The organism is Enterococcus termitis, assembly GCF_001730305.1.
Taxonomy (GTDB): Bacteria; Bacillota; Bacilli; order Lactobacillales; family Enterococcaceae; genus Enterococcus_L; species Enterococcus_L termitis.
In genome coordinates this window covers 1-25,836 of sequence record NZ_MIJY01000011.1, presented here as the reverse complement: position 1 = coordinate 25,836, position 25,836 = coordinate 1, and the positions used below count along the sequence as shown (strand labels likewise).

26 protein-coding genes are annotated in these 25,836 nt (G+C 34.7%); 15 read left to right on the top strand and 11 right to left on the bottom strand.

Annotation, left to right across the window (positions count from 1 at the left end):
• The first annotated feature begins 442 nt into the window (after positions 1 to 442).
• The 3 genes from BCR25_RS20965 to BCR25_RS07255 all read left to right on the top strand — a co-directional run bounded on the left by BCR25_RS20965 (position 443) and on the right by BCR25_RS07255 (position 2,071).
• The gene (locus BCR25_RS20965) at positions 443 to 577 is read left to right on the top strand and encodes an IS3 family transposase (RefSeq protein ID WP_139124546.1); all 135 of its coding nucleotides are present in this window, start codon (positions 443 to 445) and stop codon (positions 575 to 577) included.
• 103 nt (positions 578 to 680) lie between these two features.
• The gene (locus BCR25_RS07260; RefSeq protein ID WP_069662960.1) at positions 681 to 1,070 is read left to right on the top strand and encodes a hypothetical protein; all 390 of its coding nucleotides are present in this window, start codon (positions 681 to 683) and stop codon (positions 1,068 to 1,070) included.
• An 11-nt stretch (positions 1,071 to 1,081) separates the two neighbouring features.
• Positions 1,082 to 2,071 carry a trypsin-like serine peptidase gene (locus BCR25_RS07255; protein ID WP_069662959.1) on the top strand — a complete coding sequence of 330 codons (990 nt, stop codon included), beginning with the start codon at positions 1,082 to 1,084 and terminating at the stop codon, positions 2,069 to 2,071.
• Between the two features lie 335 nt (positions 2,072 to 2,406).
• Here BCR25_RS07255 and BCR25_RS07250 read toward each other — a convergent pair whose 3' ends face one another.
• Positions 2,407 to 2,877 (bottom strand): hypothetical protein, encoded by a 471-nt coding sequence (locus tag BCR25_RS07250; RefSeq protein ID WP_069662958.1) that lies wholly within the window; start codon positions 2,875 to 2,877, stop codon positions 2,407 to 2,409.
• A 137-nt stretch (positions 2,878 to 3,014) separates the two neighbouring features.
• Between BCR25_RS07250 and BCR25_RS07245 the strand changes: the two genes are divergently transcribed.
• Together BCR25_RS07245 and BCR25_RS07240 are read left to right on the top strand one after the other, a co-directional pair.
• Complete coding sequence (locus tag BCR25_RS07245) at positions 3,015 to 5,063, top strand: DUF1430 domain-containing protein (protein ID WP_069662957.1); 2,049 nt, start codon at positions 3,015 to 3,017, stop codon at positions 5,061 to 5,063.
• 17 nt (positions 5,064 to 5,080) lie between these two features.
• Positions 5,081 to 5,713: a putative bacteriocin export ABC transporter gene (locus BCR25_RS07240; protein ID WP_211272501.1), complete on the top strand. Its 633-nt coding sequence runs from the start codon at positions 5,081 to 5,083 to the stop codon at positions 5,711 to 5,713.
• Positions 5,714 to 6,085: 372 nt separating this feature from the next.
• Here the strand turns inward: BCR25_RS07240 and BCR25_RS07235 are convergent, their stop codons facing one another.
• From BCR25_RS07235 to BCR25_RS07215, 5 genes are all read right to left on the bottom strand, one after another.
• A complete protein-coding gene (locus BCR25_RS07235; protein WP_069662955.1) occupies positions 6,086 to 6,442 on the bottom strand; it encodes a VOC family protein in 357 nt (118 codons plus the stop codon).
• A 64-nt stretch (positions 6,443 to 6,506) separates the two neighbouring features.
• Positions 6,507 to 7,280, bottom strand: coding sequence for a helix-turn-helix domain-containing protein (locus BCR25_RS07230; protein ID WP_069662954.1), 774 nt, complete (start codon positions 7,278 to 7,280; stop codon positions 6,507 to 6,509).
• A gap of 178 nt (positions 7,281 to 7,458) precedes the next feature.
• A complete protein-coding gene (locus BCR25_RS07225; protein WP_069662953.1) occupies positions 7,459 to 8,058 on the bottom strand; it encodes a Fic/DOC family protein in 600 nt (199 codons plus the stop codon).
• Between the two features lie 3 nt (positions 8,059 to 8,061).
• Positions 8,062 to 8,274 (bottom strand): hypothetical protein, encoded by a 213-nt coding sequence (locus BCR25_RS07220; protein WP_069635547.1) that lies wholly within the window; start codon positions 8,272 to 8,274, stop codon positions 8,062 to 8,064.
• A gap of 158 nt (positions 8,275 to 8,432) precedes the next feature.
• Positions 8,433 to 8,660 (bottom strand): hypothetical protein, encoded by a 228-nt coding sequence (locus BCR25_RS07215; RefSeq protein WP_069662952.1) that lies wholly within the window; start codon positions 8,658 to 8,660, stop codon positions 8,433 to 8,435.
• A gap of 130 nt (positions 8,661 to 8,790) precedes the next feature.
• On the opposite strand from BCR25_RS07215, the gene BCR25_RS07210 reads away from it, so the two are divergent.
• Together BCR25_RS07210 and BCR25_RS07205 are read left to right on the top strand one after the other, a co-directional pair.
• Complete coding sequence (locus tag BCR25_RS07210; protein ID WP_069662951.1) at positions 8,791 to 9,015, top strand: helix-turn-helix domain-containing protein; 225 nt, start codon at positions 8,791 to 8,793, stop codon at positions 9,013 to 9,015.
• Positions 9,016 to 9,094: 79 nt separating this feature from the next.
• Entirely contained in the window at positions 9,095 to 9,328 is a 234-nt protein-coding gene (locus tag BCR25_RS07205; protein ID WP_069662950.1) for a helix-turn-helix domain-containing protein, read from the top strand.
• A gap of 177 nt (positions 9,329 to 9,505) precedes the next feature.
• On the opposite strand, the gene BCR25_RS07200 is transcribed toward BCR25_RS07205, so the two are convergent.
• The 5 genes from BCR25_RS07200 to BCR25_RS07180 all read right to left on the bottom strand — a co-directional run bounded on the left by BCR25_RS07200 (position 9,506) and on the right by BCR25_RS07180 (position 16,199).
• Positions 9,506 to 10,825 carry a DNA cytosine methyltransferase gene (locus tag BCR25_RS07200; protein WP_069662949.1) on the bottom strand — a complete coding sequence of 440 codons (1,320 nt, stop codon included), beginning with the start codon at positions 10,823 to 10,825 and terminating at the stop codon, positions 9,506 to 9,508.
• Between the two features lie 191 nt (positions 10,826 to 11,016).
• Positions 11,017 to 11,922 carry a hypothetical protein gene (locus BCR25_RS07195; protein WP_069662948.1) on the bottom strand — a complete coding sequence of 302 codons (906 nt, stop codon included), beginning with the start codon at positions 11,920 to 11,922 and terminating at the stop codon, positions 11,017 to 11,019.
• Between the two features lie 197 nt (positions 11,923 to 12,119).
• A complete protein-coding gene (gene guaA, locus BCR25_RS07190) occupies positions 12,120 to 13,676 on the bottom strand; it encodes a glutamine-hydrolyzing GMP synthase (RefSeq protein ID WP_069662947.1) in 1,557 nt (518 codons plus the stop codon).
• A 401-nt stretch (positions 13,677 to 14,077) separates the two neighbouring features.
• A complete protein-coding gene (gene coaA / locus BCR25_RS07185; RefSeq protein WP_069662946.1) occupies positions 14,078 to 15,001 on the bottom strand; it encodes a type I pantothenate kinase in 924 nt (307 codons plus the stop codon).
• A 106-nt stretch (positions 15,002 to 15,107) separates the two neighbouring features.
• On the bottom strand, positions 15,108 to 16,199 hold the full coding sequence (locus BCR25_RS07180) for a hypothetical protein (RefSeq protein WP_069662945.1): 1,092 nt from the start codon (positions 16,197 to 16,199) through the stop codon (positions 15,108 to 15,110).
• Between the two features lie 280 nt (positions 16,200 to 16,479).
• Between BCR25_RS07180 and BCR25_RS07175 the strand changes: the two genes are divergently transcribed.
• The 8 genes from BCR25_RS07175 to BCR25_RS07140 all read left to right on the top strand — a co-directional run bounded on the left by BCR25_RS07175 (position 16,480) and on the right by BCR25_RS07140 (position 25,396).
• Positions 16,480 to 17,070, top strand: a complete 591-nt coding sequence (locus tag BCR25_RS07175) for a GDSL-type esterase/lipase family protein (RefSeq protein ID WP_069662944.1) — start codon at positions 16,480 to 16,482, stop codon at positions 17,068 to 17,070.
• Positions 17,071 to 17,080: 10 nt separating this feature from the next.
• On the top strand, positions 17,081 to 17,683 hold the full coding sequence (locus BCR25_RS07170; RefSeq protein WP_069662943.1) for a class I SAM-dependent methyltransferase: 603 nt from the start codon (positions 17,081 to 17,083) through the stop codon (positions 17,681 to 17,683).
• Between the two features lie 347 nt (positions 17,684 to 18,030).
• Positions 18,031 to 18,978, top strand: coding sequence for an ABC transporter permease (locus tag BCR25_RS07165; protein WP_069662942.1), 948 nt, complete (start codon positions 18,031 to 18,033; stop codon positions 18,976 to 18,978).
• A gap of 15 nt (positions 18,979 to 18,993) precedes the next feature.
• Entirely contained in the window at positions 18,994 to 19,914 is a 921-nt protein-coding gene (locus BCR25_RS07160; RefSeq protein ID WP_069662941.1) for a carbohydrate ABC transporter permease, read from the top strand.
• A gap of 25 nt (positions 19,915 to 19,939) precedes the next feature.
• Positions 19,940 to 21,403 carry an ABC transporter substrate-binding protein gene (locus tag BCR25_RS07155; RefSeq protein ID WP_069662940.1) on the top strand — a complete coding sequence of 488 codons (1,464 nt, stop codon included), beginning with the start codon at positions 19,940 to 19,942 and terminating at the stop codon, positions 21,401 to 21,403.
• Positions 21,404 to 21,569: 166 nt separating this feature from the next.
• Complete coding sequence (locus BCR25_RS07150; RefSeq protein ID WP_069662939.1) at positions 21,570 to 22,184, top strand: YesL family protein; 615 nt, start codon at positions 21,570 to 21,572, stop codon at positions 22,182 to 22,184.
• Positions 22,177 to 23,910, top strand: coding sequence for a sensor histidine kinase (locus BCR25_RS07145; RefSeq protein ID WP_069662938.1), 1,734 nt, complete (start codon positions 22,177 to 22,179; stop codon positions 23,908 to 23,910). Before BCR25_RS07150 ends, BCR25_RS07145 begins: the two co-directional genes overlap by 8 nt.
• The gene (locus BCR25_RS07140; RefSeq protein WP_069662937.1) at positions 23,900 to 25,396 is read left to right on the top strand and encodes a response regulator transcription factor; all 1,497 of its coding nucleotides are present in this window, start codon (positions 23,900 to 23,902) and stop codon (positions 25,394 to 25,396) included. Before BCR25_RS07145 ends, BCR25_RS07140 begins: the two co-directional genes overlap by 11 nt.
• Positions 25,397 to 25,836: the final 440 nt, after the last annotated feature.

Here is a 25,836-nt window from a genome sequence, read left to right as displayed (position 1 = left end):
TTATATAGGGGCTTTTTACCATACAATCAAACAAAGGAATGATCGTGTCGAAGGCTTCACGGACTTGTGAAGTGTATCCTTCGGTCGGCATCGAAACAAAGACCAATCATCATCATAAGAAATTGTCTATCTGCGTCATCAAGTCGCTTTACAAAAGCAACAGATCGAAATACTAAAAAACGAATTCTATCAATCGTAGGGCTATCAAAGCTTCACGCAAGAAAAATTCCAACTCATCCAAACATTAACTACTCGAGACAACAATCTGTTAAACATTACGTGGCTATGCGAAATCATCCAAGTTTCACGTTCTAGTTATTACAACTGGAAAAATAATTACAAGCAATGAGATCGACGAGACGCCAACAATTAAGCGGATTTCGAGGGGATTTGAAAAGTCTATCAAATACGTGGGAAAGACAAAGGCTAAAGTGGAATCCATATGACCCTGCTTCATATGGGTATTTTGATGAATCGAAAAAAGGTTCAACGTTTGATGCGGAAATTCAACTTGTTCTGCCCAATTCGCAAACCCAATCCTTGTAGGCTGTTTGTTTTTAGGATTATTTGTAAATGAAATTCATAATATAAAGTCCTGGAAGATAAAAATAAATTATTAAATGAATTGTTAATTATGTTTATTATGATATAATTTGTTCATAATTGAGAAAGGAGAACCTATGAAAAAATTTTGTTTAATAGCTCTGCTATTATTGTTGGTTGTAGGATGTACAAAAATTAATGGTAATGATAAAGACACTGAGAATGAAAAATCCTCAATTAGTTTGGGGTTTCAAGGAATGAAATTGTTAATTAAAAATAACACCAAAGACATTATTACAATTATAGACTCTGATACTGAGTTTTTAACAAAGAAAAACAATAAATGGGTGTCAATTGATGAGACTCAAGGACTTACGGTGTTTACAACAAATGTTTTGAGCAATGAAGAGACAGAGCTAGATTTAGCGAATCGACTTTCGCAGATTAATGAAAAAGAGGTTAAGGTAACAATTCATTACGAACATGAAAATGAAAGTAAAGAAAAAAGTATTGTATATACGAGATAGGGGAGAGAAGTATGAAAAAGTTGTTGTTGTTAGTTTTATTGAGTTTTTCATTTGTAGGAAAAGAAGCTGAGGCATTATCGATTGAAGAGAGTCTTAGTCAACATGAAAGTGAAACGATTGATTTTAGTAAAAGTGTAACTAAGAGTAAAAATATGACTAGAAGTGGAGAACAAGAAATAGTTATAGATGGAGAAAAATGGGACCAAACGATAAAAGATGCTTACAAGGAAAAATATCCGGAATATGAAGGCGAAGTCAAAATTTTTGATATAAATGATGATACGAAAGAAATAAAGTTTGAAGATACAGTTGGAGAATACGAAGATTCTCGTGCTAGAATACGAGTATCGGCACCAGTGACAGGTAATCCAAATAGTAGTATTGGGAAAGTTCAACTTTACTATTTTTTGAGTAACGGTAAGGTAGAAATGGCTTCCGGAACAGCATTTAAAGTTGCTAATGATAGATTTGCTACAGCAGGTCATGTATTCTATGACAAGGAGCATGGGTATGGTTGGGCTGGCTCAGGTAGTATTTTACTGGGCTGTAAAAAATCCTCAACAGGTGGAATAACTACAACGGCATTATATGGTATTACTCAACAAATTGCAAATAATGATTGGATTCAAACACCTTTACATGATGCCTGGAGATCTGATTTTGGTCATTTGAAAGTAAGACATTATGCCGGCACAGCACCAGCTAATTTAAAAATTAAAAAAAATGCACCTAATAGTGGATATGGAATGAGCTATGGATACAATGGAACAGTTAATCAAGTTACCTTTTCAAAAAGTTCTGGCAATATGGTATCTACTAGCCAACCGAAATGGTTTGGTTGGTTATATGAATCTTCTGACATTCAAATCGTAGGAGGTATGAGTGGAGGTCCAGTTATGAATGCATCAAACGAAGTGATAGGAATAAATTCAAATACTGGAAACGGTGTAAGTAGATTTGTAAAAATGCAACCTAGGATAGCAGACTCTTTTTTCAAATAAGGAACTGAAAATTTAAACGTGTCTTGGAAAAAAGCTGTGAGCAATTGTGCTTCCCAAAAATAAAACAAGCCTAACTATGATGATATTCTCATAATTAGGCTTGTTTTTTAGATGCGTAAAACACCTTTTTATATGTTTTTTTGCGAAAAAATCAAAAAGTGAGTGAGAATCGAATTATATCCCATTTTCATAATGCTATCCTCGATCAGTAGTGGTTAGGGCTATTGCTGATTAACTTTAAAATTCGCTTTTAGGTGCTTAAATCAAATTATTTTTGAGTTTTTCTATTTCTTGATCTAAGTTTTTTTAGAGTATTTTTGTTTTGTCATACGTAACTATTTTAAGTGCATTCCATAATCATAAGAAGCATAATGCGTATTGTTTAAATTGCCAAACGAATAGGCATTTGACCAGACATTGGCTCCTCTTTGTTTATCATATCCTACAGAACTTCCTAATTTAGATTTTGAAGCATGTGGTAGTGGATGTTGTACGCCGGAATATCCTCGTTTTCCTCCCCAAACAACATTGGCACTGTAAGACCACTTTCCTCGATTAATAGAAACTGTAGCTCTGGATAAAGGATTTTGAATAGCAGGTTGCTCAGCTGTTAACAAGTTAGGATTTGAGTAATCTACAATATTACCATCTGAGTCAGTAGCGATAAAGCCTGAACTTAGATTACTTGGTAGTATTAAAGATTTCAATGTGTCTGTAGATTCATCCGCATGAACTTGAGTAAAAGAAAAAGCTGATGTTGCGATAGTAATACCAAGTCCCAAAGTTAAAAAAATAATTTTTTTCATTTAATCACTCCTGAATTTTTTGTTAAAGGATTGAACCTTTATGTAAAAAATGGTAACATTTGTTTCATGAAGTGTAAATAGTTTTTTAATTAAAAAAATCTATTTGTATGTAAAAATATACTAAAAGGAGGTTTTTTATGAAAAGGCTAATTTTGAAGATTGGGTTACTTTTTTGTTTTTTTACAATGGTATTTGGATTGATAATTGAACATAATAATAACGAGAATATAAAACATGTGGATTCGCAATATAATATAGATGGATATAAGATAAAACTACCTGAATCGGCAGTAGAAAAAAATCCAGAGCTCGCTTTCAGCATACTCCAGAAGAGTGCGAATAAAAATGACACGTCTTTCATTAACAGAGTGACAGAATATACTGTAAAGAGAGAGCAAGGAGAAATTGATTTAGCATCGGATATTATTAAAGTAACCTACTTTATTGACGACAATGCTAAAACATCTTTTTTATCGAAATTTAACCCGAAAGTAATTAAAGGCGAGACAGAACACTTATTTAATAGCAATGTATTCACTGAAATCAATAAGATAAAAAAAGTTACCAGGTCTGATATTGTAACTGGCGATTATTTTTTACAGGGAACTGATACGCAGATACAAGAGATGGTGCTTGATAATATATCTGCGTATAAAGATCAAATGGGGTTAACAATAGTTGCAGAAGAATTGATCGATGATTCAATGACGCTTCCAATCGAATTGATCCCTACTTTAGATATTCAAGCTTTGCTGGTGTTGGGAGCATTATTTTTTTTATGTTGTTTAGTGATCTATAGTTTGTTAATAACACGAGACATACAGATACTAAGGATGAATGGCTATAGTGTACTGGAAATAGCCTGGCACTATTTATTGAGAGACATCAATAGTTGGATGTTGGCAACGTTACTCTTTCTATTACTTGCTAAAGTTATATTCCCAACTTTTTTAATGAACATTCAATTACTAATTATGCTTATCCTGTTAACTGCTCTATTGAACCTGATTATTTTTATCATGCTAAAGTTTATTTCTCATTTATCAGCAAAAAATGCTCTAAACTATAAAAATTATGATAAGGATTTTTTTTATATCACATATGCAATAAAAATTTTCTTTTTGTTTACAGTTATCACTAGTCTGAGTCCATTAGCAGAGCTTTTAAAAGACTCTTGGCGATATGCATCATCCGTTAGTCAACAGAAGGTTCCCGAAAATGCGAAAGTAGGTATTTTTTATCCATTATTAATTGGTAAAGATAATAAAGACATAACCTATAATACGAATGTGTTTTTTGAAAATTTAAGTCGATCTGCAGATAGAATAGTTGGAGATAGAGGATTTATCATAGATATTTCGTCTTATGAACAAACGGATTCATTCTTCGATAAGGTCATAAAAGTTGATAATAGTTATTTAAAGAAGCATATTAAAGTAGATTATCAAAATAAAAAAATAAAGACAGAGACGAAAGACGGTGAAACGCTCTTTTTAATTTCGGAAAAGCTAAAAGATAGAAGACAAGAAATCAGGGACTATTACAAAGTTAATTATGATATGACACTTACGTTTATCATTATTTCTGATAAAACAAAATTGCCGTTATACAACAATAAAAAAAGAGAACTCACAGGTGCTTTATTAATTGAAGTTCTAAAAAGTCCCGAAGATATTCCTATTATCAAAGGCTTGGGCGGCATTGATCCATTGAAAATAACATTAGGAAATCGTTCTCCAGAATCGATGTATAAACAATTGAAAAATAGTATAGATACGGAATATCTTGATGACAATCTAGTAAACATCGTTAAATTATCGGATGTAAATAAAGTTATTTTATTGAGACAGCTCGGAACGTTTTATATTTATCTGTTTCAAACACTGTTTAGTTTAAGTCTAACGATATTTATTATTATGCAGTGTGCAATAGCCTATTATAATCAAAAGAAAAAAATCATAACGATTTTGAGAATGCACGGCTATTCATTTTTTCAAACATATAAAAATTTCTTTTTGCTATTACTAATTCAAAATACGTTGTTTACCCTATTGTTTATGGCAACATATCCAGAACGATTAATAGGGGCATTGGTTACTTGTTTATTGTTGGCGCTGGTTGAATTTGTGACAAGTATCATTGTAATCGTTACATTTGATCGAGTGAAGAAGGTTGAAGATAGTTAAAAGGAGGATTCGTTATGATTTTAGAACTCAAAAATATTAATAAAAGTTATCGAGATAAACAAATCCTAAGCAACTTTAATCTGCAAGTACAAAGAAATGAGATGCTTGCTATTTATGGAAAAAGTGGCACAGGAAAATCAACAATTTTGAATATAGCGGGTTTATTAGATGATTTTCAAAAAGGAGAATTAAAACTGCTTGGTGAAAAAGCGCCTAAAATAAATTCGAAGAAAGCACTACTACTAAAAAGAACTTGTATCTCGTACCTCTTTCAAAACTATGCCTTGATAGAAAGTCAAAGTATTGGCAAAAATTTAGAGGTAGCTCTTCATTACACTGATTTTTCCAGTAAAGAAAAAATCAAATTAAAGGAAGGTGCGTTAGATAAAGTTGGTTTGTCTACCCCTTTGAATAAGAAAGTTTATGAATTATCTGGGGGAGAAAAGCAGCGTGTTGCATTGGCTAGAGTATTGCTGAAACCAAGCAAACTTATTTTAGCAGATGAACCGACGGGGTCTTTGGATAGTGAGAATAGAAATAATATATTGGATATACTATTTCAAGAACATCAGTTAGGGAAAACGCTGATTATTGTTACCCATGATCGTTATATCTTAAATAAATGTAATAGGCATATTGAACTGTTGTAACCTAGCTAGAGCATAAAATTATTTGTCAGTGGATAGTTTTTAGTTTGTTTGGATTTTTGTTGATGTTTGCATATATAGTTCTATTTGTTGTGAATTAAAAAGCTTGGTAGGCGTTCTGACTGAGAACCATACTGCCAAGCTTTTTTATCTTTTTAAACCTGATACTAATCAATATCGGTTTGGTTAATATGGATAAACTTTATAAACCCATTTGCCGCTAGGATTTTAACTCAAAATATTTTTTCAGTTTTTCTTTTTTTAATGTCAGAGTTATATCTTACTCCACTTAAGTATTATTTCTAGAATTAAAAAACGACGAATCACCTATCCGTCGTTTTAACATTATATTCATAGTATAAGTACTGTCTACAGCTACTCTTGATCATATAACCAATAGAACGATAACTTATTACCATCAGGATCAGAGAAATCAACGTATCGAAGGATACCAGGTACATCCTCTATCACCTCATCAACGATTACGCCAAGTGATTTTAAACGTTCAAATTCTTTGTCTAAGTCTTCTACTCCTAAACGTAAACCATTCTCTGAAACATTCATTTTTTCTTCGAAAAGTTGAATCCAAATAGAACCAACTGGATACTCAATAACACCTTCAACAGGGTTAATTTTTTCATCACTCATAAGAAGCTTTTCATACCAAAGTGCAGATTCATCCAAATTACTTACCGGTAGACCTACAGTGACACTCTTTACATTTAAACTCATAACTATTTCCTCCATTCCATCAACTTACGACTAGTTTATCACTTCACGGTCGAATAATATTATCCTAGATTGTGTTCTTTAAACGGGAGATCAAAAGTTTTCCCACATTCACTAATATTGGCGGGTCTTCTGGTATTGGTTCTCTCAGTTTGATCGTATAATGATTACCGGAACAGTTTGGAAAAGATAACTTGTCATCTTCTTTCCCCCTCAAGCTATTGCCTAAGTTAAAGTAAGATAGAATATTATTAGAACGGCTTATCCCGCAAGCTAATAAATAATAGTCTCCACTTGGAATATTTTTCAATGTATTTCCGATTAAATTTTTTGTAGCTAATCCAGATATAGGCATATGATTCGGGATAAGTGTCCGGAAAAGTCCAATAAATAGGATACCCTTTTCAAATTCATCAGGTACGTCAATCGTTACTGTGCAAAAAGAATGACTCTTTTCTTCAAAATGCGCGATCGATTGATCCTTATCATCCGTTTCAAAACGTTTCATATCATCAAAAAGCTCACTCATTTCAGTTTTGTACGCTCTAGGAGAACTACCTGTATATTTTTTAAACGTATTCGTGAAACTACCGCTGCTTTCAAAACCTGAATGTTCTTGTAGGTCGAGTACTCGCTTTTCTTCATCTAGTTCAAAGATCGCCTTTTCAACTTTTAAACTAGAGAGAAATTCAGCAACACTGAATCCATTGATTTCTTTAAACTTCCGACTAAAATGATGTTTATCATAACCAAAGTGAACGGCAATTTCCTCACTGGTCATTTTTCTACTAACAGCTTCTTCTGAAATGAAAGAAAGAATTTCAGGCATTTTTGTTTTCATTTTTGTTCCTCCTTTAAATAAAAATCCTTGAAAATCCCTATAAATAAGGATTTTCAAGGATTTTTGTATCACGCCCACTCGATAAACTAATAGAATCTATAAGCTGAAAATCACCAGTTTAAAAGGATTTAAGCTAATTTGAATCGTTTAAAAAGCAGTTAGTTTATAAGAGTTAGTATCAAAGTGGTGCTAAGTTTTCAAAGATAACTTTCTCCAAAAGTTCAAGATTGGAATGAATCACACCGTCCATATATGCTTTATAAACTTCTTCCTTATCTGCGGGATTCAATTCCAGTACATATCCTTTTTCTAATGCTAGACAGCGAATAGCTTCTCTTTGTCCTCGACCATTTCCTTCTCGAAATGGGTGCATATGGTTTAAATCATCTAATATAGTAGCAAGCTGTTTACTAATCTCTATTTTTGAAAGATTTCCAGATAAAAATTCTTGAATCAAACCATTAATATACTGCTGACCTTGTGGGAAAGATTGGAATGCCATGAAGGGATAACCTTGTTTACTGATATTGACTTTGCGATATTCACCAGCCCAAGTGTACATATCCTGAAAAAGATACTTATGAATGTCCTTAATAGAGTCCATAGAATTGACTAAAATGGGCTTTTCAGCTAATTCAGCTATCCTGTTAGATACAAAAAGATGTTCAGTTAAATGTAACTTTTCTAAATCGTCAATAGCAGGAATATTTTTTAAAACCTTTGAATTAGGGTAAGTGTAAAGATTCTCGTTATCTATATAGTTATAATTGTTATTCATGAGTTAATTTCCTAAGACAAAAGTAAGAATATCATTTCTGCTTTTCTTTCCATCATGAATGTCTTTTAGAAGTTGAACCATGTCTTTTGTTGGCTCGAATCCCTCATACATACTTGAACCTAAAGAGTTCTTCATTATGGTATATTCTTTTTTTGTTTGAAATTGTACACCTTGAATGGATAATTCTTGTTCATTTAGTTCAATTTGAAATGCCATAATAATCCCTCCTTGTGTTTGTTCATTATACTATGTTTTTTAGCTGTTTTCAAAAAAACAAGTAGTTAGATAGTTAACTACTTGTTTAAATCTATCGCTCATCAGTATCAGTTCGGCTAATACTGATGAACTTTAAAATCCTATTTGCTGCTAGGAGTTTAAATCAAAATATTTTTGAGTTTCTCTTTGCTTTTAAGTTTCTGTGTTTCTTGAGTTAATGTTTTTAGTATTCGCTCATGCTCATAGAAGAGGTTATCGGGAATAGAATGATTATGGATGTTGTTTCTTTGTGAATTGAATGTTTCGTGCCAGTTCTTTAATTGTTGGATTGAATGATTTAGTTTATGTAGATCTTGATAGGTGATCATTTTTACTGGGTGAGCCATGTTGAACCTCCTAATGATTTCTATTTTTTCATTCGTTGTTTTTGTCCTTAAGTCCATTTTAGAGTTTATTGCTCTAAAAGTCAATAGAGTTTATAACTCTATCGTAAAATAATTAAAAAGGAGACAAGTCATGCAATATATAAAGCGGATAAGAGAATTACGTGAAGATAATGATTATACACAGAGAGAAGTTGCAGCGCTGTTAAGTGTTGGACAAAGAACTTATGCTGATTATGAATATGGAAAAACGAGAATACCTTTGGATTCCATGATTATCTTAGCTAAATTTTATGACGTTGACATGAATTATATTTGTGGAATGAGTCATGTGAAGAACTCATTTCCTGAAAAATAGTTAGTTTAATGCTAGATGATAGATAGTTAGTTTAAGAGTTTATAACTCTAGGATAGAATAATCAAAAAGAGGGATGGCTATGGATTATATTAAGCGAATAAGGGAATTACGTGAAGATAACGATTATACACAGAGAGAAGTTGCAGTGTTGTTAAACGTGGGTCAGAGAACTTATGCTGATTATGAATATGGGAAGACGAGAATACCTTTAGAATCTATGATTAAACTTGCAAAATTTTATAAGGTTGATATGAATTATATTTGTGGGGTTAGTGATGTGAGAGTACCTTTTCCGAATAATAAGGGGAAATGAAATTGCAAATATACATGAATAAATTATCTTTATCTTCGTAACAAGACAAGATTGTAGTTATTGAGAAAAACAAGCAGAGTATTTAAACTCTACTTGTTTTTGTTTTTTTAACACCATACATCTATATGTTTTAAGTCAATAAAGTTGAGTCAGCATACTTTTTGACAATAAAAATAATTATTTGGTTACGTCCATAAAATTCTCAGTTAAAAAATCTGCAATAGGTTGAATAATTGCCTGAGCTAGTAGAACAGGTACTGCATTACCAATCTGCTTATAAACCTTATCAATTTGTGCATTTCTACTTATTTCTCTACCTGTTTTTCCTAGTGACGAACCTGAACTAAATTTGAACCAATCTGGAAAAGTTTGAATCCTACTGATTTCCTTAATTGAGAGACGTCGGTTTTCACCATGAAAAATCCATTTATTATGACCAATCTTTTCCATAGGAAACCCGTCAGGATGTTGTGGTGCTTGTCTACCACTAGCTTGAATGGTGAAGCTTTGATCATCCCAAGATTTTTTTCTATTGCGTGACATATAAATCGTACTATAAGAACCTTCAAAATACTCTCCAGGGTTATTTTTCAAATCGCTAATTGCATCTCTTAATGTTGCCCAAGGTAAAATATTAGTAAAGAGGCTTAATTCATTTGGATCTCCATGAGTAGGTTGAGGTAACTCGTAATGATACCCATATTTTTGTTCAATTTTTTCTTTATGAACACCAATTAAAAAGACACGTTCCCTTGCTTGAGGAACACCATAATCACGTGCATTAACTAAATGTGGTGTTACTGTATATCCTGCGCTAGCAAAATCTTCAATAATTTGTTTTAAAACCTCACCTTTTCCAAGTGTCATCATACCTTTAACATTCTCAGCAACGAAGAATGCAGGTTGTGTTTGAATTAGGGCTCGGATAAAGTGTATATAAAGAAAGTTTCTTTCATCATCAATCAATCGAGGTCCTGCTTCGCTAAAACCAGGGCAAGGAAACCCACCAATCATCAAAGTATTTTCTGGGAAATGGGCAACTTTTTTTATATCTTTTTGGTGTTGTAAAATACTATCACTAAAATTTAATCTATAGGTTTCATTGGCCTCTTTAAACATATCATTTGTATATATTGTATGGAAAATACTGTTTTTCCTAATCTTATCATATGTTTTTTTATCACTATTAAAAGCTGACATGGCATTATCATATCCTAAAGTAGAAACTAATCCAGCAAGCTCGGTTCCCAAATCAAGTCCTCCAGCTCCAGAAAAAAGAGATACAACATTAATTTTATCTTTACGAGCATTAACATTTTGAATTAATTGAAAATCCTCTTCGCTTTCAATAATTTTACTTGTTTCCTCTTCTATTTTTTTCATTAAAACAGATTTTACTTCATCGTTAGATAGATTTAATGCAGGCTTGAACTTCCCTCTAGAACGTTGGTTTTTATCTTTATAAGTTACGTTGTTTTTTGCTTGAGTAGTAGACATTATTTTCCCCCTCTGATGTTATTATAGCCAATAAAATCTATTAGAGCTACTATAACAAAAATACGCTAAAAAGGCCAGTTTTTTTCTTTTTTTTATGATAAAAAAATGTAATTGAATCCGAATAATTTTGATCTAAAGAATTTACTTAGATCATATAGGAATTATATTATGTTTCTCAAGATAAGACTCTTTTAAAATATATTTAGATTGTTTTTCAGGTGAAAGTTTAGAGAATGCGAGTTTAGCTTCTTCATACATAGCATTGCCATTCCATTAGTTTTCAAAGGGTCAGCATAATCTAGTGTACTGACCAAACTATCTGTCAATTCATCATAATCCCAGTGCACTCTTACAGCAAAGGGACGATTTCCGTCGTACGGATTAATGCCTTGATATTTTAATGCCCCGGGAAAAAAGTTTATTGCTTTTAATATAATAAAATGTTCTTTGATTGGATAGCTCTCTATAGGTATCAATTGTTTTAAAACATCATTATATGATGAAATATCCTTTCTTTCTGAGACAAGCATCATATTAGCCAAACCAGAATCAGGAATTACAACTCCACAGACAATTGCATTTTTTTTACTATCAGGCAATCCTCTGCCTATATAAACCAAATCACGAATTTCTTTTTCTGTCATTATAAAAGGTTCAGATTTTCTTCTCCATTTTGTTGTAATGTCCACTAACCAACCTAACGTCAAGTAGCCTCCTTTTTTGCTACCAATCCCAGTGGGGCTATCAATAATATCATTCTCGAAAATATTTTGCAAATTTTTAGTTGCTGTTTCTAGGATTCGTTTAGCATCTTCTCCAAAATAATCAAAAGCACGTAACTCTGTTAATTTATTTTCCTGAAATTCATTTGAAGACGAAAGTTTGCAGGAAATTTTAAGTTCTACACTGTCATTTGTATCCTTGGGGTTGACTAAAAGTATATAGACATCAGTTTTACATTCACCACTAATACCTTGCGGAGTTGGTTTTCCCGAAATAGATACCACATACTCCTTTCCTTGGTAGAAAATACAGCTATTAACTGGAAATTGTGAAATAATATGATCTTCAAACAGTCGATATTCTTGTGTACTCATAATTCTTCTCCTCTTATTCAAAAGTATTTTAAAATTAAAAGTAGACCCCATCTTATTTGATGAGGTCTACTTTTTCCAAACGTTATTTTGTTATGGAAAATGGTAGGGAACCATATCATTTTCAATGAAAATCAAGCATTTCATAAGTTGAAAAACGTTGATTTATCGGCATTCCCCATCCTTATTATGTTGGCTCTTTATTCCCACTCAACAGTAGCAGGTGGCTTACTCGTAATATCATAAACAATCCGATTCACATGATCCACTTCATTCACGATCCGCACAGAAATCTTCTGCAACACATCCCAAGGAATTCTAGCAAAATCAGCTGTCATTCCATCAATCGAAGTTACTGCACGAATGCCCACAGTATAATCATACGTACGACCATCACCCATCACACCCACACTACGGATGCCAGGTAACACAGTAAAGTACTGCCAAATATCACGATCTAAACCAGCATTGGCGATCTCTTCACGTAAAATCGCATCAGAGTTACGCACGATTTCTAATTTATCTTCAGTAATTTCACCAAGTACACGAATCCCTAAACCAGGACCCGGGAATGGTTGGCGCCAAACAAGTGCTTCCGGCATGCCTAATTCGATCCCTAAAGCACGAACTTCATCTTTAAATAGAGTATTTAACGGTTCGATCAATTCAAATTGCATATCTTCCGGCAATCCGCCCACGTTATGGTGAGATTTGATTGTTTGCGCTGTTTCAGTGCCGCTTTCTACGATATCTGTATAAAGAGTTCCTTGTGCTAGGAAGTCGATACCATCAAGTTTTGTCGCTTCGTCATCGAAAACATAAACAAATTCATTTCCAATGATTTTACGCTTTTCTTCTGGATCAGAAACGCCAGCTAATTTATCTAAGAAGCGTTTTTTCGCATCTACTTTAATGATGTTTAAGCCGAATTTACCAGCTAAACTATCCATTACTTGTTCTGCTTCACCTTTACGCAATAAACCATGATCCACAAAGATACACGTTAATTGATCGCCGATCGCTTTTTGTAAAAGCACACCAACAACGCTTGAATCCACGCCGCCTGAAAGACCAAGAAGGACTTTTTTATCGCCAACTTGTTCACGGATTTTATTGATTTCCATTTCGATGAAGTTGCCCATTGTCCAGTCGCCTTCGCAATGACAAATATCAAAAGTAAAGTGACGTAATAAGTCATTCCCATATTCAGAGTGACGAACTTCTGGATGGAATTGCACACCGTAAAGGTTGCGAGCTGTATCTTGAACAGCTGCAAACGGACAATCTGCACTAGTTGCGACAGTTTCAAAGCTATCAGGGATAGCAGCGACTAGGTCACCATGACTCATCCAAGCGATTTGTTTTTCAGGTGTTCCTTTAAAAATAGGCGAATCAGGAATCAAAAGTGATAGCTCTGACTTGCCGTATTCACGGTTGCCAGCAGGCTCAACTTTTCCACCTAAATTATGCATCATTAGTTGCATACCGTAACAAATCCCTAGAATTGGAATGCCTAATTCATAAATTTCAGGATCGATACTAAACGCATTTTCATCATAAACACTATTTGGGCCACCAGAGAAAATAATTCCTTTTGGTGCCATTTCGCGAATTTCATCCGCTGTGATTCGGTGGCTCAATAATTCTGAGAACACGCCAAATTCACGAATACGTCGAGTAATCAATTGGTTATATTGACTACCAAAGTCTAAAACAATAATTTTTTCGACAGTTGTCAAATCGGCAACATTGGTCACATTTATTACCCCTATCCATTTAGATTTATCTAATAAGAGGCTGTAAAAAAAGCGTTTAGGTTCGAGCCAAGAAGGAACAACACGCAAATGTTGCGTCTTGTACTTTTCAACATCAAATCGCTAGGCTCTTGTGTTTCAAAGCAAAGAACCTGCTCTTTTTACACCGTTTATGGAGAATTTTCCGTTAGGAAAATTCTGACCCCTTTAGAATCAAGTTAAGTGATACTTTGTGATCTAGCTCCATGAAGCAATCCACAAGGAAAATAGACAATCTTCAACTGGAACAAAAAGCGTTCCACTTTCAGATTCCTAATTGCCTTGATACACAATGAATGAAATGAGTTGATGTAGAAAGGTACCTACTCGGTTTCATGCGGATTAAACGCTTCATTCCGCTTTTCTTAGTATTTCCGCATAAAGATCTCATCAATGATATGATTTTCAGTCTTATGAAGTATAATATCCGCTCTGCCTCGTGTTGGCAAGATATATTCCTCTAAGTTTTTCAGATTGATATTTTTCCAGACTTCCTTGGCCATCGCAAAGGCTTCGTCACGGTCTCCGATCGCATATTGATAATAGTAATTATCAGGATCAAGAAAGGCGGTATCGAGTAAGGCGCCAAATCGTTCAAGGTACCATTTTTCAATCAGTTTTGAATCAGCATCGATAAAAACTGAAAAGTCGAAGAAGTCACTGACATATATCTGCTGGTTGGCAGGTAGTTGCAGTGTGTTGATTCCTTCAACGATCAGAATATCCGGCTGTTGAATCACTTCATATTCGCCTTCGATAATATCATAAACACTGTGCGAATAAAGTGGTGCTTTGATTTCCTCTTGGCCGTTTTTGACTTGATTTAAAAAGTCGATCAACTTTTCCATGTCATAGCTTTCAGGAAATCCTTTTCGATCCATAATGCCCTTAGCTTCTAATACTTTATTTGGATATAAAAAGCCGTCCGTTGTGATCAGTTGGACATTGCGGCGTTTAAAGGTTCTGGATAAAATCAGCTGTAGCAAGCGGGCGGTGGTACTTTTCCCAACAGCCACACTACCAGCGATCCCGATGATAAAAGGCGGTACAGGTACATATTCATGCAAAAATAGCCCTTTGCTAACAGTCAAAGACTCAAATTCTTTCATATACAAATGAATCAGATGCGTCAGTGGCACGTAAATGTCCTGCACATCCTGCAATGAAATTTGATCATTGAAGCCTTTAATATCTTCTAATTCTTCTTCTGTCAGCGGCGCTTTGCCGTTATGATAGAAGCCCTGCCATTCCTTCCGTGAAATGGGGTAATAATTCATTTTATCGTCCATCGGTTCCTCCACCAAAGCCAGCATTTCGTTCTTTGCCCATTATAGCATCTTTCATAAAACAACAAAACCCTACTGAGTTGTTAAAGTAGAGTTTTATTGGTTATTTTTATTTATTTATAATCAGTGCACTAGTCTCTTCTAAATCAAAAGAAGATAAGTCAAGTTTTGTTGATGTATTCGTCTTAGGATCATATTTCGTGAGCTGATCATCGAACATGAAATAATAAAGCCCACTATTTTGAGTGAAAAATGGAGGATTTATATGTTTTTCTTGTTCTAATTTTTCATATTCAGGAAAATGAATAAACGATTCTGATTGCTCTTTCAAATTATAAACGGTCCATGTATAGCTTTTTACATATAATTCATAGTGACGAATAATCAGGTTTTCGTTTTGCTCGTCAACATAGATTTCCATCGGGTAAGGATAAGTCAAAGTGAGATACTCTTTATTTTTTGTTGCTAGATCATATACAAGTACTCGATTTGCTTCTCCTGGTTCACCATTTGCACCCATGCCAATATTGGCTTCTGTCATATAAAGTTTATTTTTAAATTCAACCATTCTCATGTATGCACTTGTTTCATCACCTAAGTCTGTTTCTTCAACCTCTTCAAATTCCTTCGTCATTTTCACTAACATATTTTTACTTGCTCCATCGTCAGGATTAGTATAGCCACATAAAACATAAAGATAATCTCCTAGAGGAATTAGTTGATTGGTTAGGATACTTTCCTTTTTCCGGAGTTCTTTCTTTAGCTGAAGTTTCAAGTTTTTATCATATTTATAGAATTCTGTTCGATCACTAAAACAAGCAGTTGTATAAAAAAACTCTCCATCCACGTTTGAAGTATAAGCATCGTTTCCTTCGGCTTTGGCGAGGTCAATTGATAAATCACTGCCAATTTTTGACAGAAAAACTTCTAATTTGGGACTTTCGGATGTTTTAGTATAATAAGAATTATTCATTTCCCAAAAGTCAGTGCGCCACAAATTTAGATGTCCATCTGTTCGTTTAAGTTGTTCCACTTTTTCTAACTGATTATCTTTTTCTTTAAAAGTTGTGATATTTTTTGAATCAATAATGGCTAAGTCGTATTCTTTTGTTTTTAGAGTAGTTGTCTTTTGGCAACCAGTAAGTATCAGTAAGGATAGTAATGAGGTTAGTCCTATTAATTTCAGCTTCTTGTTGTTCATATTCATCTCTTCTACCGCGATTCTTATTATATTTTTTGACTAGTTTAGATATGTACTTAATTAGATTGTATAATGTAAAGATATTCTTTTCAATGTTATTATAACAATTAGTTGGTTTTTTATTAGCTTTTTAGATATGAAATAGTATGTTTTAAAGGAGTAAAAAAATTTTCTTTTGAGCTGTATACATAGAGAGCTGAAATCATTCTTTCTTTCAGCGAAATTAGCTATTCAATGGTATGATAAATAAAGAAAATGAGCCGAGAAAGGAAAATACTTGATGAAAAAAATTGTTTTATTTGGAGATAGTATCACAGCAGGATATGGTGAAGAAGCCATCACGCCTATTCTGCAAAATCTGATCACAGAAGATTTGGCAGCGCAAAACTATGAAGAAGTCATGATCGTCAACGCTGGAATGCCGGGCGATACGACACAAGATGCAATGAAGCGTTTAGAAAAAGAAGTACTGGCAGAACAAGCGGATATCGTAACGATCTTTTTTGGAGCCAATGACACAAATAGCGATAACTTAGTTTCTTTAGAAAAATATGCAGAAAATATCGAAACAATGATCGCTGAAATCGGCAAAGAAAAAGTGATTTTACTTACACCGCCTTATGTGGATTGTGGGAGAAAACCGAATCGAGACGATGATCGCATTCGTGAATATGCTGAACGTGTAAAAGTGATCGGTGCAAAGTACGAGCTTCCCGTGATTGATGTCTATAAAGCAATGGTAGCTTATCCAGGAACAGATGAATTTTTACAGGCAGACGGACTACACTTTTCTAAAACCGGCTATGACTTACTTGCTGCCTTGATTGTTCGTGAAATAAAAGGTAGACTGATGACAAAAGATAATAGTTAGGAAGAAGAAAATGGGAAATCATTATTATACAGAAAATCCAGATCTTGCTCATGACTTAGAGCAGTGGTCGTTTGAATTAAGAGGGAAGAAGTTCCAGTTTTTGACTGATAGCGGAGTATTTTCACGCAATACAGTGGATTATGGTTCTCGTGTATTGATCGATGCTTTTGACTGGGAAGAATTGCAGGAGGGCAAGATGTTAGACGTTGGCTGCGGCTATGGTCCAATTGGCTTAACGTTGGCTTCATTAAGCGGTAGAACAGTTGAGATGATCGACGTCAATCAACGAGCAGTGGCGTTAGCGCAAGAAAATGCAAAGAAAAACCAGATAGAAAATGTCGATATCCATACATCAAATATTTATGCCGACGTTCATGAACAACAATATGCTGCAATCATTAGTAATCCGCCGATTCGTGCAGGGAAAAAAGTCGTGCATGAGATTTTAAGTGAAGCCCATTCACTGCTTGTCACAGGAGGTACATTAACTGTAGTCATTCAGAAGAAGCAGGGAGCACCTAGTGCAGAGAAAAAAATGAACGAAGTCTTTGGCAATGTAGAAATTGTCACAAAGGACAAGGGTTATTATATCTTGAAAAGTGTGAAGGAATAATTGATTTTAGTGTTTACATTGGTCAAAGACTAAAAAAGCAAGCTTAGGCTCCGCCAGATCGATTGGTAGAGCCTAGGCTTATTTGTATGCCTTGATTTAAAAACAGTGATGACAACGATTTTAATGGTTAAAAGTGATTTTCATCAAAGCATTCGTTGTTTGGAGATATTCCAGTAAAACAACAAGGACATTTCCGGGAATGCTGCAGTTTTGATAGGTTTTGGTGTTTATTTGCCTAAATGCTATCTATATTTTTTATAAGAATAACTATATTTTGTTTATTCTTATTTTAGTTTGAAAGCGCTATAATTCGAATGTGAAACAAATTGAAGAAAGGAGTTGAGCTGATGAGAAGAAAGTCAAAACGAGCGGTTTTCTTTTCGAATATTTGGCGTTATAAAGCACTGATTTTAATGGCGATTCCAGCGATGGTTTGGATGATTTTTTTCTTTTATATTCCAGTGTTGACCAATGTCGTGGCGTTCAAAGACTTCCATATTTCCCCAGATGGTTTTATCGCTAGTTTAAAGGAGAGTCCTTGGGTTGGTTTTGAGAACTTCAAATTTTTATTTTCTTCCAATGATGCCTTTTTGATTACGAAAAATACAGTGTTGTACAACGTGACCTTTATTACTTTGAACCTTGTCATTTCTGTATTTTTTGCAATCGTGATGAGTGAATTACGGAATAAACGTTTGGTGAAAGTGTATCAAACGATGTCATTGCTGCCGTACTTTTTATCATGGGTAATTATCGGATATTTTGTTTATGCCTTTTTAAGTCCGGATAAAGGGATGTTCAATCAATGGATTGTAAGTCGTGGTGGAACGCCAATCAATTGGTACAGCGAGCCTAAATTTTGGCCGTTTATTTTAGTCTTTATTGGCACGTGGAAAGGAATCGGCTATAACAGTATCATTTATTTTGCTTCGGTCATGGGGATCGATCCTACGTATTATGAAGCTGCAATGGTGGATGGAGCCAGTAAATGGCAGCAGATAAAAAATGTTACGATTCCACAATTATTACCATTGATGACGATTATGACGATTTTGGCTGTAGGAAATATTTTTAGAGCCGACTTTGGGCTGTTTTATAATGTGCCACGAAATTCGGGTTCATTGTATGAGGTTACGTCTGTTTTAGATACGTATATTTTTAATGGACTGACTGCAACAGGAGATATCGGAATGACCGCAGCAGCTGGGTTATATCAATCGACTGTCGGCTTTGTTTTGCTGATGGTTACGAATGGAATCGTTCGTCGATTTGACAATGAATCGGCATTATTCTAAGGAGGAGTGAAAACATTGAGGAAAAAGCCCGTTTCAAAAGTAGAAATTCGTTCGTTTAATAAACCGGTCAACCTGTTTTTCAATCTGTTGATTGCTGTTTTTGCTCTTTCTTGTGTCTTGCCATTTTTATTCGTTGTGGCGATTTCATTTACGAATGAAACAGCATTAGCCACTTATGGATATAGTTTTTGGCCGAAAGAATTTAGTTTTTTTGGTTATACGTATTTATTTGGACAGATGAATGAAAAAATTATTCAGGCCTTGATGGTGACGGTGTTAGTGACTGTTTTGGGAACAGTGATCAATAGTACAGCGACTTCCTTGTATGCATATGTGATTTCTAGATCTAATTTTCCATTTCGTCGTTTCTTTACCGTTTTTTGTTTGATTACGATGTTGTTTTCACCAGGGATGGTAGCAAATTATTTGGTCATGACGAACTTACTACAATTGAAGGATACGATTTGGGCGTTGATCTTGCCGATGGCAGTCAGCCCGTTTAATATTATTGTGATGCGAACATTTTTCAAACGTTCCGTTTCAGATTCGATCATTGAATCAGCTCGGATCGATGGGGCATCAGAATTGCGGATTTTTGTGCAAATTGTGTTGCCGTTAGCTGTTCCGGGGATCGCAACAATTAGTTTGTTTGCGGCGTTAGGTTATTGGAATGACTGGTTCAATGCGTTATTGTATATTCAAAAAGATAGCTTAGTACCTTTACAGTATTTATTGATGAAGATTCAAAATAATATTCAATATTTAACTCAAAATGCAGGTGCTAGCAGTCAGTTGTCTGGTGGGATGGCGGCAATTCCAGGGGAATCAGCTCGAATGGCGATCGTTGTAATCTCTACCTTACCGATTGCGGTGAGTTATCCATTTTTCCAAAAATATTTTGTAAAAGGTTTGACAATAGGCGGAGTCAAAGAATAAAACATATAAATTGGGAGGAACAAAGATGAAAACGTGGAAAAAAGTAGTCGGATTGAGCACTGCAGTTGTTCTTTTAGGTGCTTTGACGGCATGTGGCGGCAGCAAGGATAAGACAGCGAGCAGCAGCAATAAATCAGATGAAAATACTTTATTGATGTATCAAATCGGCGATAAACCAGAAAATTATGATGCGCTAATGGACGTGGCAAATAAGCGTCTAGAAGAGAAAACAGGAGCTAAGTTGAATATTCAGTATATTGGCTGGGGCGACTATGAAAAGAAAATGAGTGTAATTGTATCTTCTGGTGAAAATTACGATATTGCATTTGCTGATAACTATGTACCGAATGCACAAAAAGGGGCATTTGCTGATCTAACAGAATTGGCTCCTAAATTTGTGAAAGATGCGTATGATCAATTAGATGAAGCGTATATTAAAGGGAATTTAGTAGATGGGAAACTGTATGCGTTCCCTGTAAACGGCAATGTTTATTCCCAACAAGTTTTGACTTTTAATAAGCAATACTTGGACAAATATGACCTGTCGATTGATGATATCGAATCCTATGAAGATGCCGAAAGTGTTTTGAAGACATTCCATGAAAAAGAGCCAAATATTGCTGCATTTGCGATTGGGCAAGGGTTTAAAGCGCAAGGTAATTTTGATTTTCCGATTGGTAACGGCTATCCGTTTGCTGTTGATTTGAATGGAGACACAAGTAAAATCATCAATCAATATGAAAATAAAGATTTTGTTGAAGTGCTGAAAACAATGAACAAATGGTACAAAGCAGGATATATCCCTTCGGACGCTGCTACAAGTAATACAGAGTTTCCATTAGAAGGGAATACGTGGTTCATCCGCCAAGAAACGCAAGGGCCTTATGATTATGGTGACACGATTTTAAGTAACGCTGCGGGTCAAGAGCTTGTTTCAAAAGCATTTACGACACCATTGAAATCTACAGCTCAAGCACAAATGGCAAATTTTGTTGTGTCAAATACGTCTAAAAATAAAGAAAAAGCAGTGGAAGTTTTAGGTGAAATAAATAGTGATCCAGAATTGCTAAATGGCTTAGTTTGGGGAATCGAAGGGGAAGCTTGGGAAAAAATTCCTGATAAAGAGGATAAGATCAAACTATTGGATGGCTATAAACCAAATACACATCTATCTGCATGGAATACAGGCAACAATAAGATTTTATACACCCAAGATACAATTACAGATGAAATGATCAAAAAACGTGATGAATCTATCGCTGAAGCTGAAACATCACCGATCTTGGGCTTTAACTTTGTTACAACAAGCGTGAAAACAGAACTAAGTAATATCGCTAACGTGATGAGTCAGTATCTAGATGGTTTAAATACGGGAACGGTCGATCCAGAAGTAACGATTCCAAAATTAAAAGAAGCATTGGACAATGCTGGATATGAAAAAGTCCAAACTGAAATGCAAAAACAATACGATGAGTTCTTGAAAAAATAGAGCTTGTGCGGACAGAGAACCAAGTGATTTCGATAATTTATCGTCGTTACTTGGTTCTTTTAAAAATGAACGACAATAAAAATGCGTATCTTATATACGATATGGTCTTTTAGTTGGCATAATTGTAAGAGTTATTTATTATAGTAGAAGAGAAGGAGCGGAGAAGATGGTCGGAAAAGCATTAGAAACATTATTTATCAAAATATGGGTGATTATAAAATTAAATCTGTTCTTCTGGCTGTTTAGCTGTTGTGGGTTGCTTATTTTGGGTGTCGGACCAGCCTTTAAGACAGTTAATGAATTGTTTGTTCGCCATGAATTTCATTATAAGGAAATCACTTTAAAAGAAGGTTGGAGCAGTTTTAAACAGAATCTACTTAGGGGGAATTTGCTATTTTATGGTTTGGGCATAGTATTGACGATTTTGGGATACAATTTATTTTTATCTGTACAGATTCAAGGTCTGCTCTTTTTGGTCATTGATTTTATTTTAGTTTTTGGAATGATTTATGCGCTAGTTACTTTTCAATATACGTTATTATTGGATAGTTATTATGAGATCAGCTTGTTTAATTTAATAAAGCTAGCTGTTATTTCAACGCTATCCAGTTTTATGAATCTTTTGAAAATCGCGATCGGTATTAGTTTGATTTTGTTGATCACTTGGAAATACAAAGGACTGTTTCTATTTGGAACATTTTCTATGATTCAAATTTGGAGCTTTACAGCAACTAAATCATGGCGCCAAACGATCGACCAGCGCTTAGAGGCTTATGCGTAAAAGACCACCTCTGGCTATTTATAAAAAAACGTTATTGAACCGCCTGCTGAAAAACTATGCACTGATTCTTGTCTCTTTGATTTTAGTAGGTATGGTCAGTATCGGACTGAATACCTATTGGCAGTCGATGGGCAGGGGTGAAACAACAACTCAAGAAGCGGTCGATATGATCAATCAATCGATCAATGACAAAAATTTACAAGGAAAAACCATTTTGAATGGATTGACAGATAATCAAGATAAGATCAATAGCTTAAACAGTTATATGGATTCTTCGATTTCCGATTATTTGGATTATTCTTATGACCAGCAGTTGAAAACGGGGAACTATTTATTTTTACCTAGTCAAGTCAAAAACTTTTATACGATGTATGACAACATTGAATCGATCATTATTGTTTTAAATAATTATGATGGCTATTACTTGTCCACTGCTGAAAATAAAAGCGGGAAAAAAGATGCAGGTACACCAAGTCTGGATAATACATTTTATTTATCCTATCCCATCATTAATCCAGTGACATCAGAGGTTCTAGGCAGTTTTTACTTGGCGTTTTCCAAGCAGGACATTATTGACAGTCTGATTCATTTAACCACATTTAATGGATTGTCAGCGTATGTATTTTCGAATACAGGCTACCCGCTTTTGGCTTACACTGAGATTACGGATAAAAGCGATCAACAGCTGATCCAACAGCAAATGAAAAAAACGTCGGCATTGCCGATTCAGTCGCTGACAGAAAATAATTTATTAGCGCATTTAGAGACACCGAGCGGTTTTAACATTTTAGTGACGATTTCAAAGGAGACGATCATTAAGACTGTCTTGCTTGATTTGCGCATTTTAATGCTGGGAGGCGGAGTGCTGATTTTGATTCTTTTGTATTTGCTCTACCATACGTTTACAAAGTATTCACAGCAAGTAGATATCATTATGGATTCGATGGCGCTTGTTACACAAGGGGATGTAAATACGCGGATTGATGAACAAGCTACTCAATTTGAATTAAAAGAGCTATCAAAAGGAATCAACACAATGCTGGATAATATCGAGCAGTACATTTCTGATATCTACAAATTAGAAATCAAACAACAGGATGCTCACATGAGAGCATTACAATCGCAAATCAGCCCACACTTTTTATACAATACATTGGAATATATACGAATGTACGCATTAAGTGAAGGAAGCGAAGAGCTGGCAGATGTTGTCTATGCTTTTTCTACGCTATTAAGAAATAATACAGACCAGGCGAAAACAACTACGTTAGAAAAAGAATTGAGCTTTTGTGAGAAGTATGTTTACTTGTATCAAATGAGGTATCCTGATCGGGTTGCTTATCATTTTGAAATCGATGATGCGTTGAAAACACTCGTTCTGCCTAAGTTTTCAATCCAGCCGTTGATTGAAAATTATTTTGTCCATGGAATCGATTTTTCTCGCAATGATAATGCGATCAGTGTGAAAGCGCAGTTGATCGGAGCTCGTGTGGAAATTATGATTCGTGACAATGGGAAGGGAATATCAGCGCAAAAGTTAGCTGTGATCCAATCAAAATTGAACCAACAAGAAATCGAATTACATGATTCAATCGGTTTGCAAAATGTCAATGAGCGGTTGCGTGCGTATTTTAGTCCAACATTTTTGATGCAGATCAAGTCAAATGAAGTAAATGGGCTGACTATTATTTTGTCATTCGAAAAGGAGCAAAAAAATGAGCTATAATGTTTTACTAGTCGATGATGAATATATGATTGTCAATGGGTTAAAGAGAATCATTTCTTGGGAAGAAGAAGGCTTTTCGATCAAAGCTACTGCCAGAAATGCGAAAGAAGCTTTGGCCTTGATGGAATCAGAAGAAATCGATTTGGTGATTACTGATATTACGATGCCGGAAATGACAGGGCTTGAATTTATTGAGGCAGCGCAAAAAGAGGCTTGCCAATTTGAATTTATGATTTTATCAGGATATCAGAAATTTGATTTTTTGAAGGGTGGCTTACAACTGGGAGCGATCAATTATCTGATGAAGCCAGTAGATAAATTGGAGCTGTTGAAAAGCGTCAAGAAGGCTAAAAAAAGGTTGGATAGCCGTAATCTACAAGAAACGAGAGAAGGCATGTACAGCGAGATCCTGTTGTCTCAATGGGTCAATGGAGAAATTGAAATCAGTAATTATGAAGAGCTGAGTCAATTCGTTGATAATTCTGAAAAAGCAGATTGGACAGCTCTAATCTTTGAGATTCCTCGTGAAAGAAAACAAGAACTAGGTTCTTGGCTAAAGCAGCAGCAACAGGCGTTGTATTTTTCACGTAATCTAGGCGATAAAAGTTTATTGATACATATTTTTAGAGGGAGTAAGTATCAGCTGAATCAATTACTAATGACAAATCCTCTGCTGGAGAGTGAAACCGGTGACTGGTTGCTAAGTATAGGAGAAACCGTCAGCGACTGGGAGGATGTACCCGATAGTTTTGAAAAAGCTAATCAAACACTGCAGCGTCATAAGTTTTATGAAAGAAGTGGCAGCAATATTTTATATGCTGTTTTCTCTGATGATTTTGATTTATCTACAGATATTATTAATTTCAATAAAACCTTGATGGTAGGGGATTTTCCAACTATAGAAGAAACGATCACCGAAATTTTCACTAAAACGCAAAAAATAGGTGCTCGTCCAGAAGATGTTCGTCACATTACATTTATGTTGTTTATGGATATTTATCGGCGGTTTAATCATATAGATGAAGAGGAGTATCAGCAAATTCTAGATGATATCAATCACTCTTCAAACGCAGATAAGCTCTGTGAGATCCTAACGTCTACAATCAAAGAAATCACTAGAGAAAAATTTACCTATGATTATTCAGAAAATGTGCAAAAGGTGATCGATAGCATTCGTGCCAACTATGCGACAGATATCACATTGAAGTCAGTTGCTCAGTCACTGCATCTAAACGTCATGTATTTGGGGCAGCTATTTAAAAAAGAAACGAAAAAAAGTTTTTCTCAATATTTGAACCAATACCGGATGAAGAAAGCACAGAATTTATTATTGTATACAGAGGATAACGTCAATGAAATTGCCGATCAAATCGGATTTAACAACAGTACCTATTTCTCACAACTCTTCAAAAAAATGAATGATCTGACACCTAAAGAATTTAGAGAAAAATATAAACATCATTATCATTCTGTAGATGATGAATAAAAAGCTTCTTTGATAAAACTAAAAGTTAGTTTAGCTCAAGGGGCTATATCCGAATAAACAGCGAGGAGAGCGGGACAAAACTAAAAATCTGTTTTGTTTCGCTCTCTAAACCCGAATAAACGGCGATAAAAAAGCAGCTCCTTCGGAAATAAGCCTGAATTCACAAAAATTTGAAGAGCAATTTTCGTGAATTTAGGCTTATTTCTTGGAGCTAAACGCTTTATACGAAAACTAAAACGGTAAAAAAACAAAAAAAGGCTACCTCCTACTAAAACCGTAGTTAGCCAAATTTGGTCTAGAACACTTTAACAGCTATCCGTTAGAGTGTTCTTTCTATTTTGTAAATAACTTCCTCCAAGTTCATTATAACGGGACTGATCGGAAAACATCCGATAAATAATACGTACTAATAAATGAACGGTCGCAACAACCGATTTTTT

Bases quoted from the DNA above. Each gene is read 5' to 3' on its own strand.
- BCR25_RS07245 (WP_069662957.1), top strand. From the start codon at position 3,015: ATGAAAAGGCTAATTTTGAAGATTGGGTTACTTTTTTGTTTTTTTACA.
- BCR25_RS20965 (WP_139124546.1), top strand. From the start codon at position 443: ATGACCCTGCTTCATATGGGTATTTTGATGAATCGAAAAAAGGTTCAA.
- BCR25_RS07170 (WP_069662943.1), top strand. From the start codon at position 17,081: ATGGGAAATCATTATTATACAGAAAATCCAGATCTTGCTCATGACTTA.
- BCR25_RS07230 (WP_069662954.1), bottom strand. From the start codon at position 7,280: ATGAAAACAAAAATGCCTGAAATTCTTTCTTTCATTTCAGAAGAAGCT.
- BCR25_RS07255 (WP_069662959.1), top strand. From the start codon at position 1,082: ATGAAAAAGTTGTTGTTGTTAGTTTTATTGAGTTTTTCATTTGTAGGA.
- BCR25_RS07250 (WP_069662958.1), bottom strand. From the start codon at position 2,877: ATGAAAAAAATTATTTTTTTAACTTTGGGACTTGGTATTACTATCGCA.
- BCR25_RS07220 (WP_069635547.1), bottom strand. From the start codon at position 8,274: ATGGCATTTCAAATTGAACTAAATGAACAAGAATTATCCATTCAAGGT.
- BCR25_RS07150 (WP_069662939.1), top strand. From the start codon at position 21,570: ATGGTCGGAAAAGCATTAGAAACATTATTTATCAAAATATGGGTGATT.
- BCR25_RS07175 (WP_069662944.1), top strand. From the start codon at position 16,480: ATGAAAAAAATTGTTTTATTTGGAGATAGTATCACAGCAGGATATGGT.
- BCR25_RS07200 (WP_069662949.1), bottom strand. From the start codon at position 10,825: ATGTCTACTACTCAAGCAAAAAACAACGTAACTTATAAAGATAAAAAC.
- BCR25_RS07165 (WP_069662942.1), top strand. From the start codon at position 18,031: ATGAGAAGAAAGTCAAAACGAGCGGTTTTCTTTTCGAATATTTGGCGT.
- BCR25_RS07235 (WP_069662955.1), bottom strand. From the start codon at position 6,442: ATGAGTTTAAATGTAAAGAGTGTCACTGTAGGTCTACCGGTAAGTAAT.
- BCR25_RS07180 (WP_069662945.1), bottom strand. From the start codon at position 16,199: ATGAACAACAAGAAGCTGAAATTAATAGGACTAACCTCATTACTATCC.
- BCR25_RS07195 (WP_069662948.1), bottom strand. From the start codon at position 11,922: ATGAGTACACAAGAATATCGACTGTTTGAAGATCATATTATTTCACAA.
- BCR25_RS07210 (WP_069662951.1), top strand. From the start codon at position 8,791: ATGCAATATATAAAGCGGATAAGAGAATTACGTGAAGATAATGATTAT.
- BCR25_RS07145 (WP_069662938.1), top strand. From the start codon at position 22,177: ATGCGTAAAAGACCACCTCTGGCTATTTATAAAAAAACGTTATTGAAC.
- BCR25_RS07155 (WP_069662940.1), top strand. From the start codon at position 19,940: ATGAAAACGTGGAAAAAAGTAGTCGGATTGAGCACTGCAGTTGTTCTT.
- coaA (WP_069662946.1), bottom strand. From the start codon at position 15,001: ATGGACGATAAAATGAATTATTACCCCATTTCACGGAAGGAATGGCAG.
- BCR25_RS07225 (WP_069662953.1), bottom strand. From the start codon at position 8,058: ATGAATAACAATTATAACTATATAGATAACGAGAATCTTTACACTTAC.
- BCR25_RS07215 (WP_069662952.1), bottom strand. From the start codon at position 8,660: ATGGCTCACCCAGTAAAAATGATCACCTATCAAGATCTACATAAACTA.
- BCR25_RS07140 (WP_069662937.1), top strand. From the start codon at position 23,900: ATGAGCTATAATGTTTTACTAGTCGATGATGAATATATGATTGTCAAT.
- BCR25_RS07205 (WP_069662950.1), top strand. From the start codon at position 9,095: ATGGATTATATTAAGCGAATAAGGGAATTACGTGAAGATAACGATTAT.
- BCR25_RS07260 (WP_069662960.1), top strand. From the start codon at position 681: ATGAAAAAATTTTGTTTAATAGCTCTGCTATTATTGTTGGTTGTAGGA.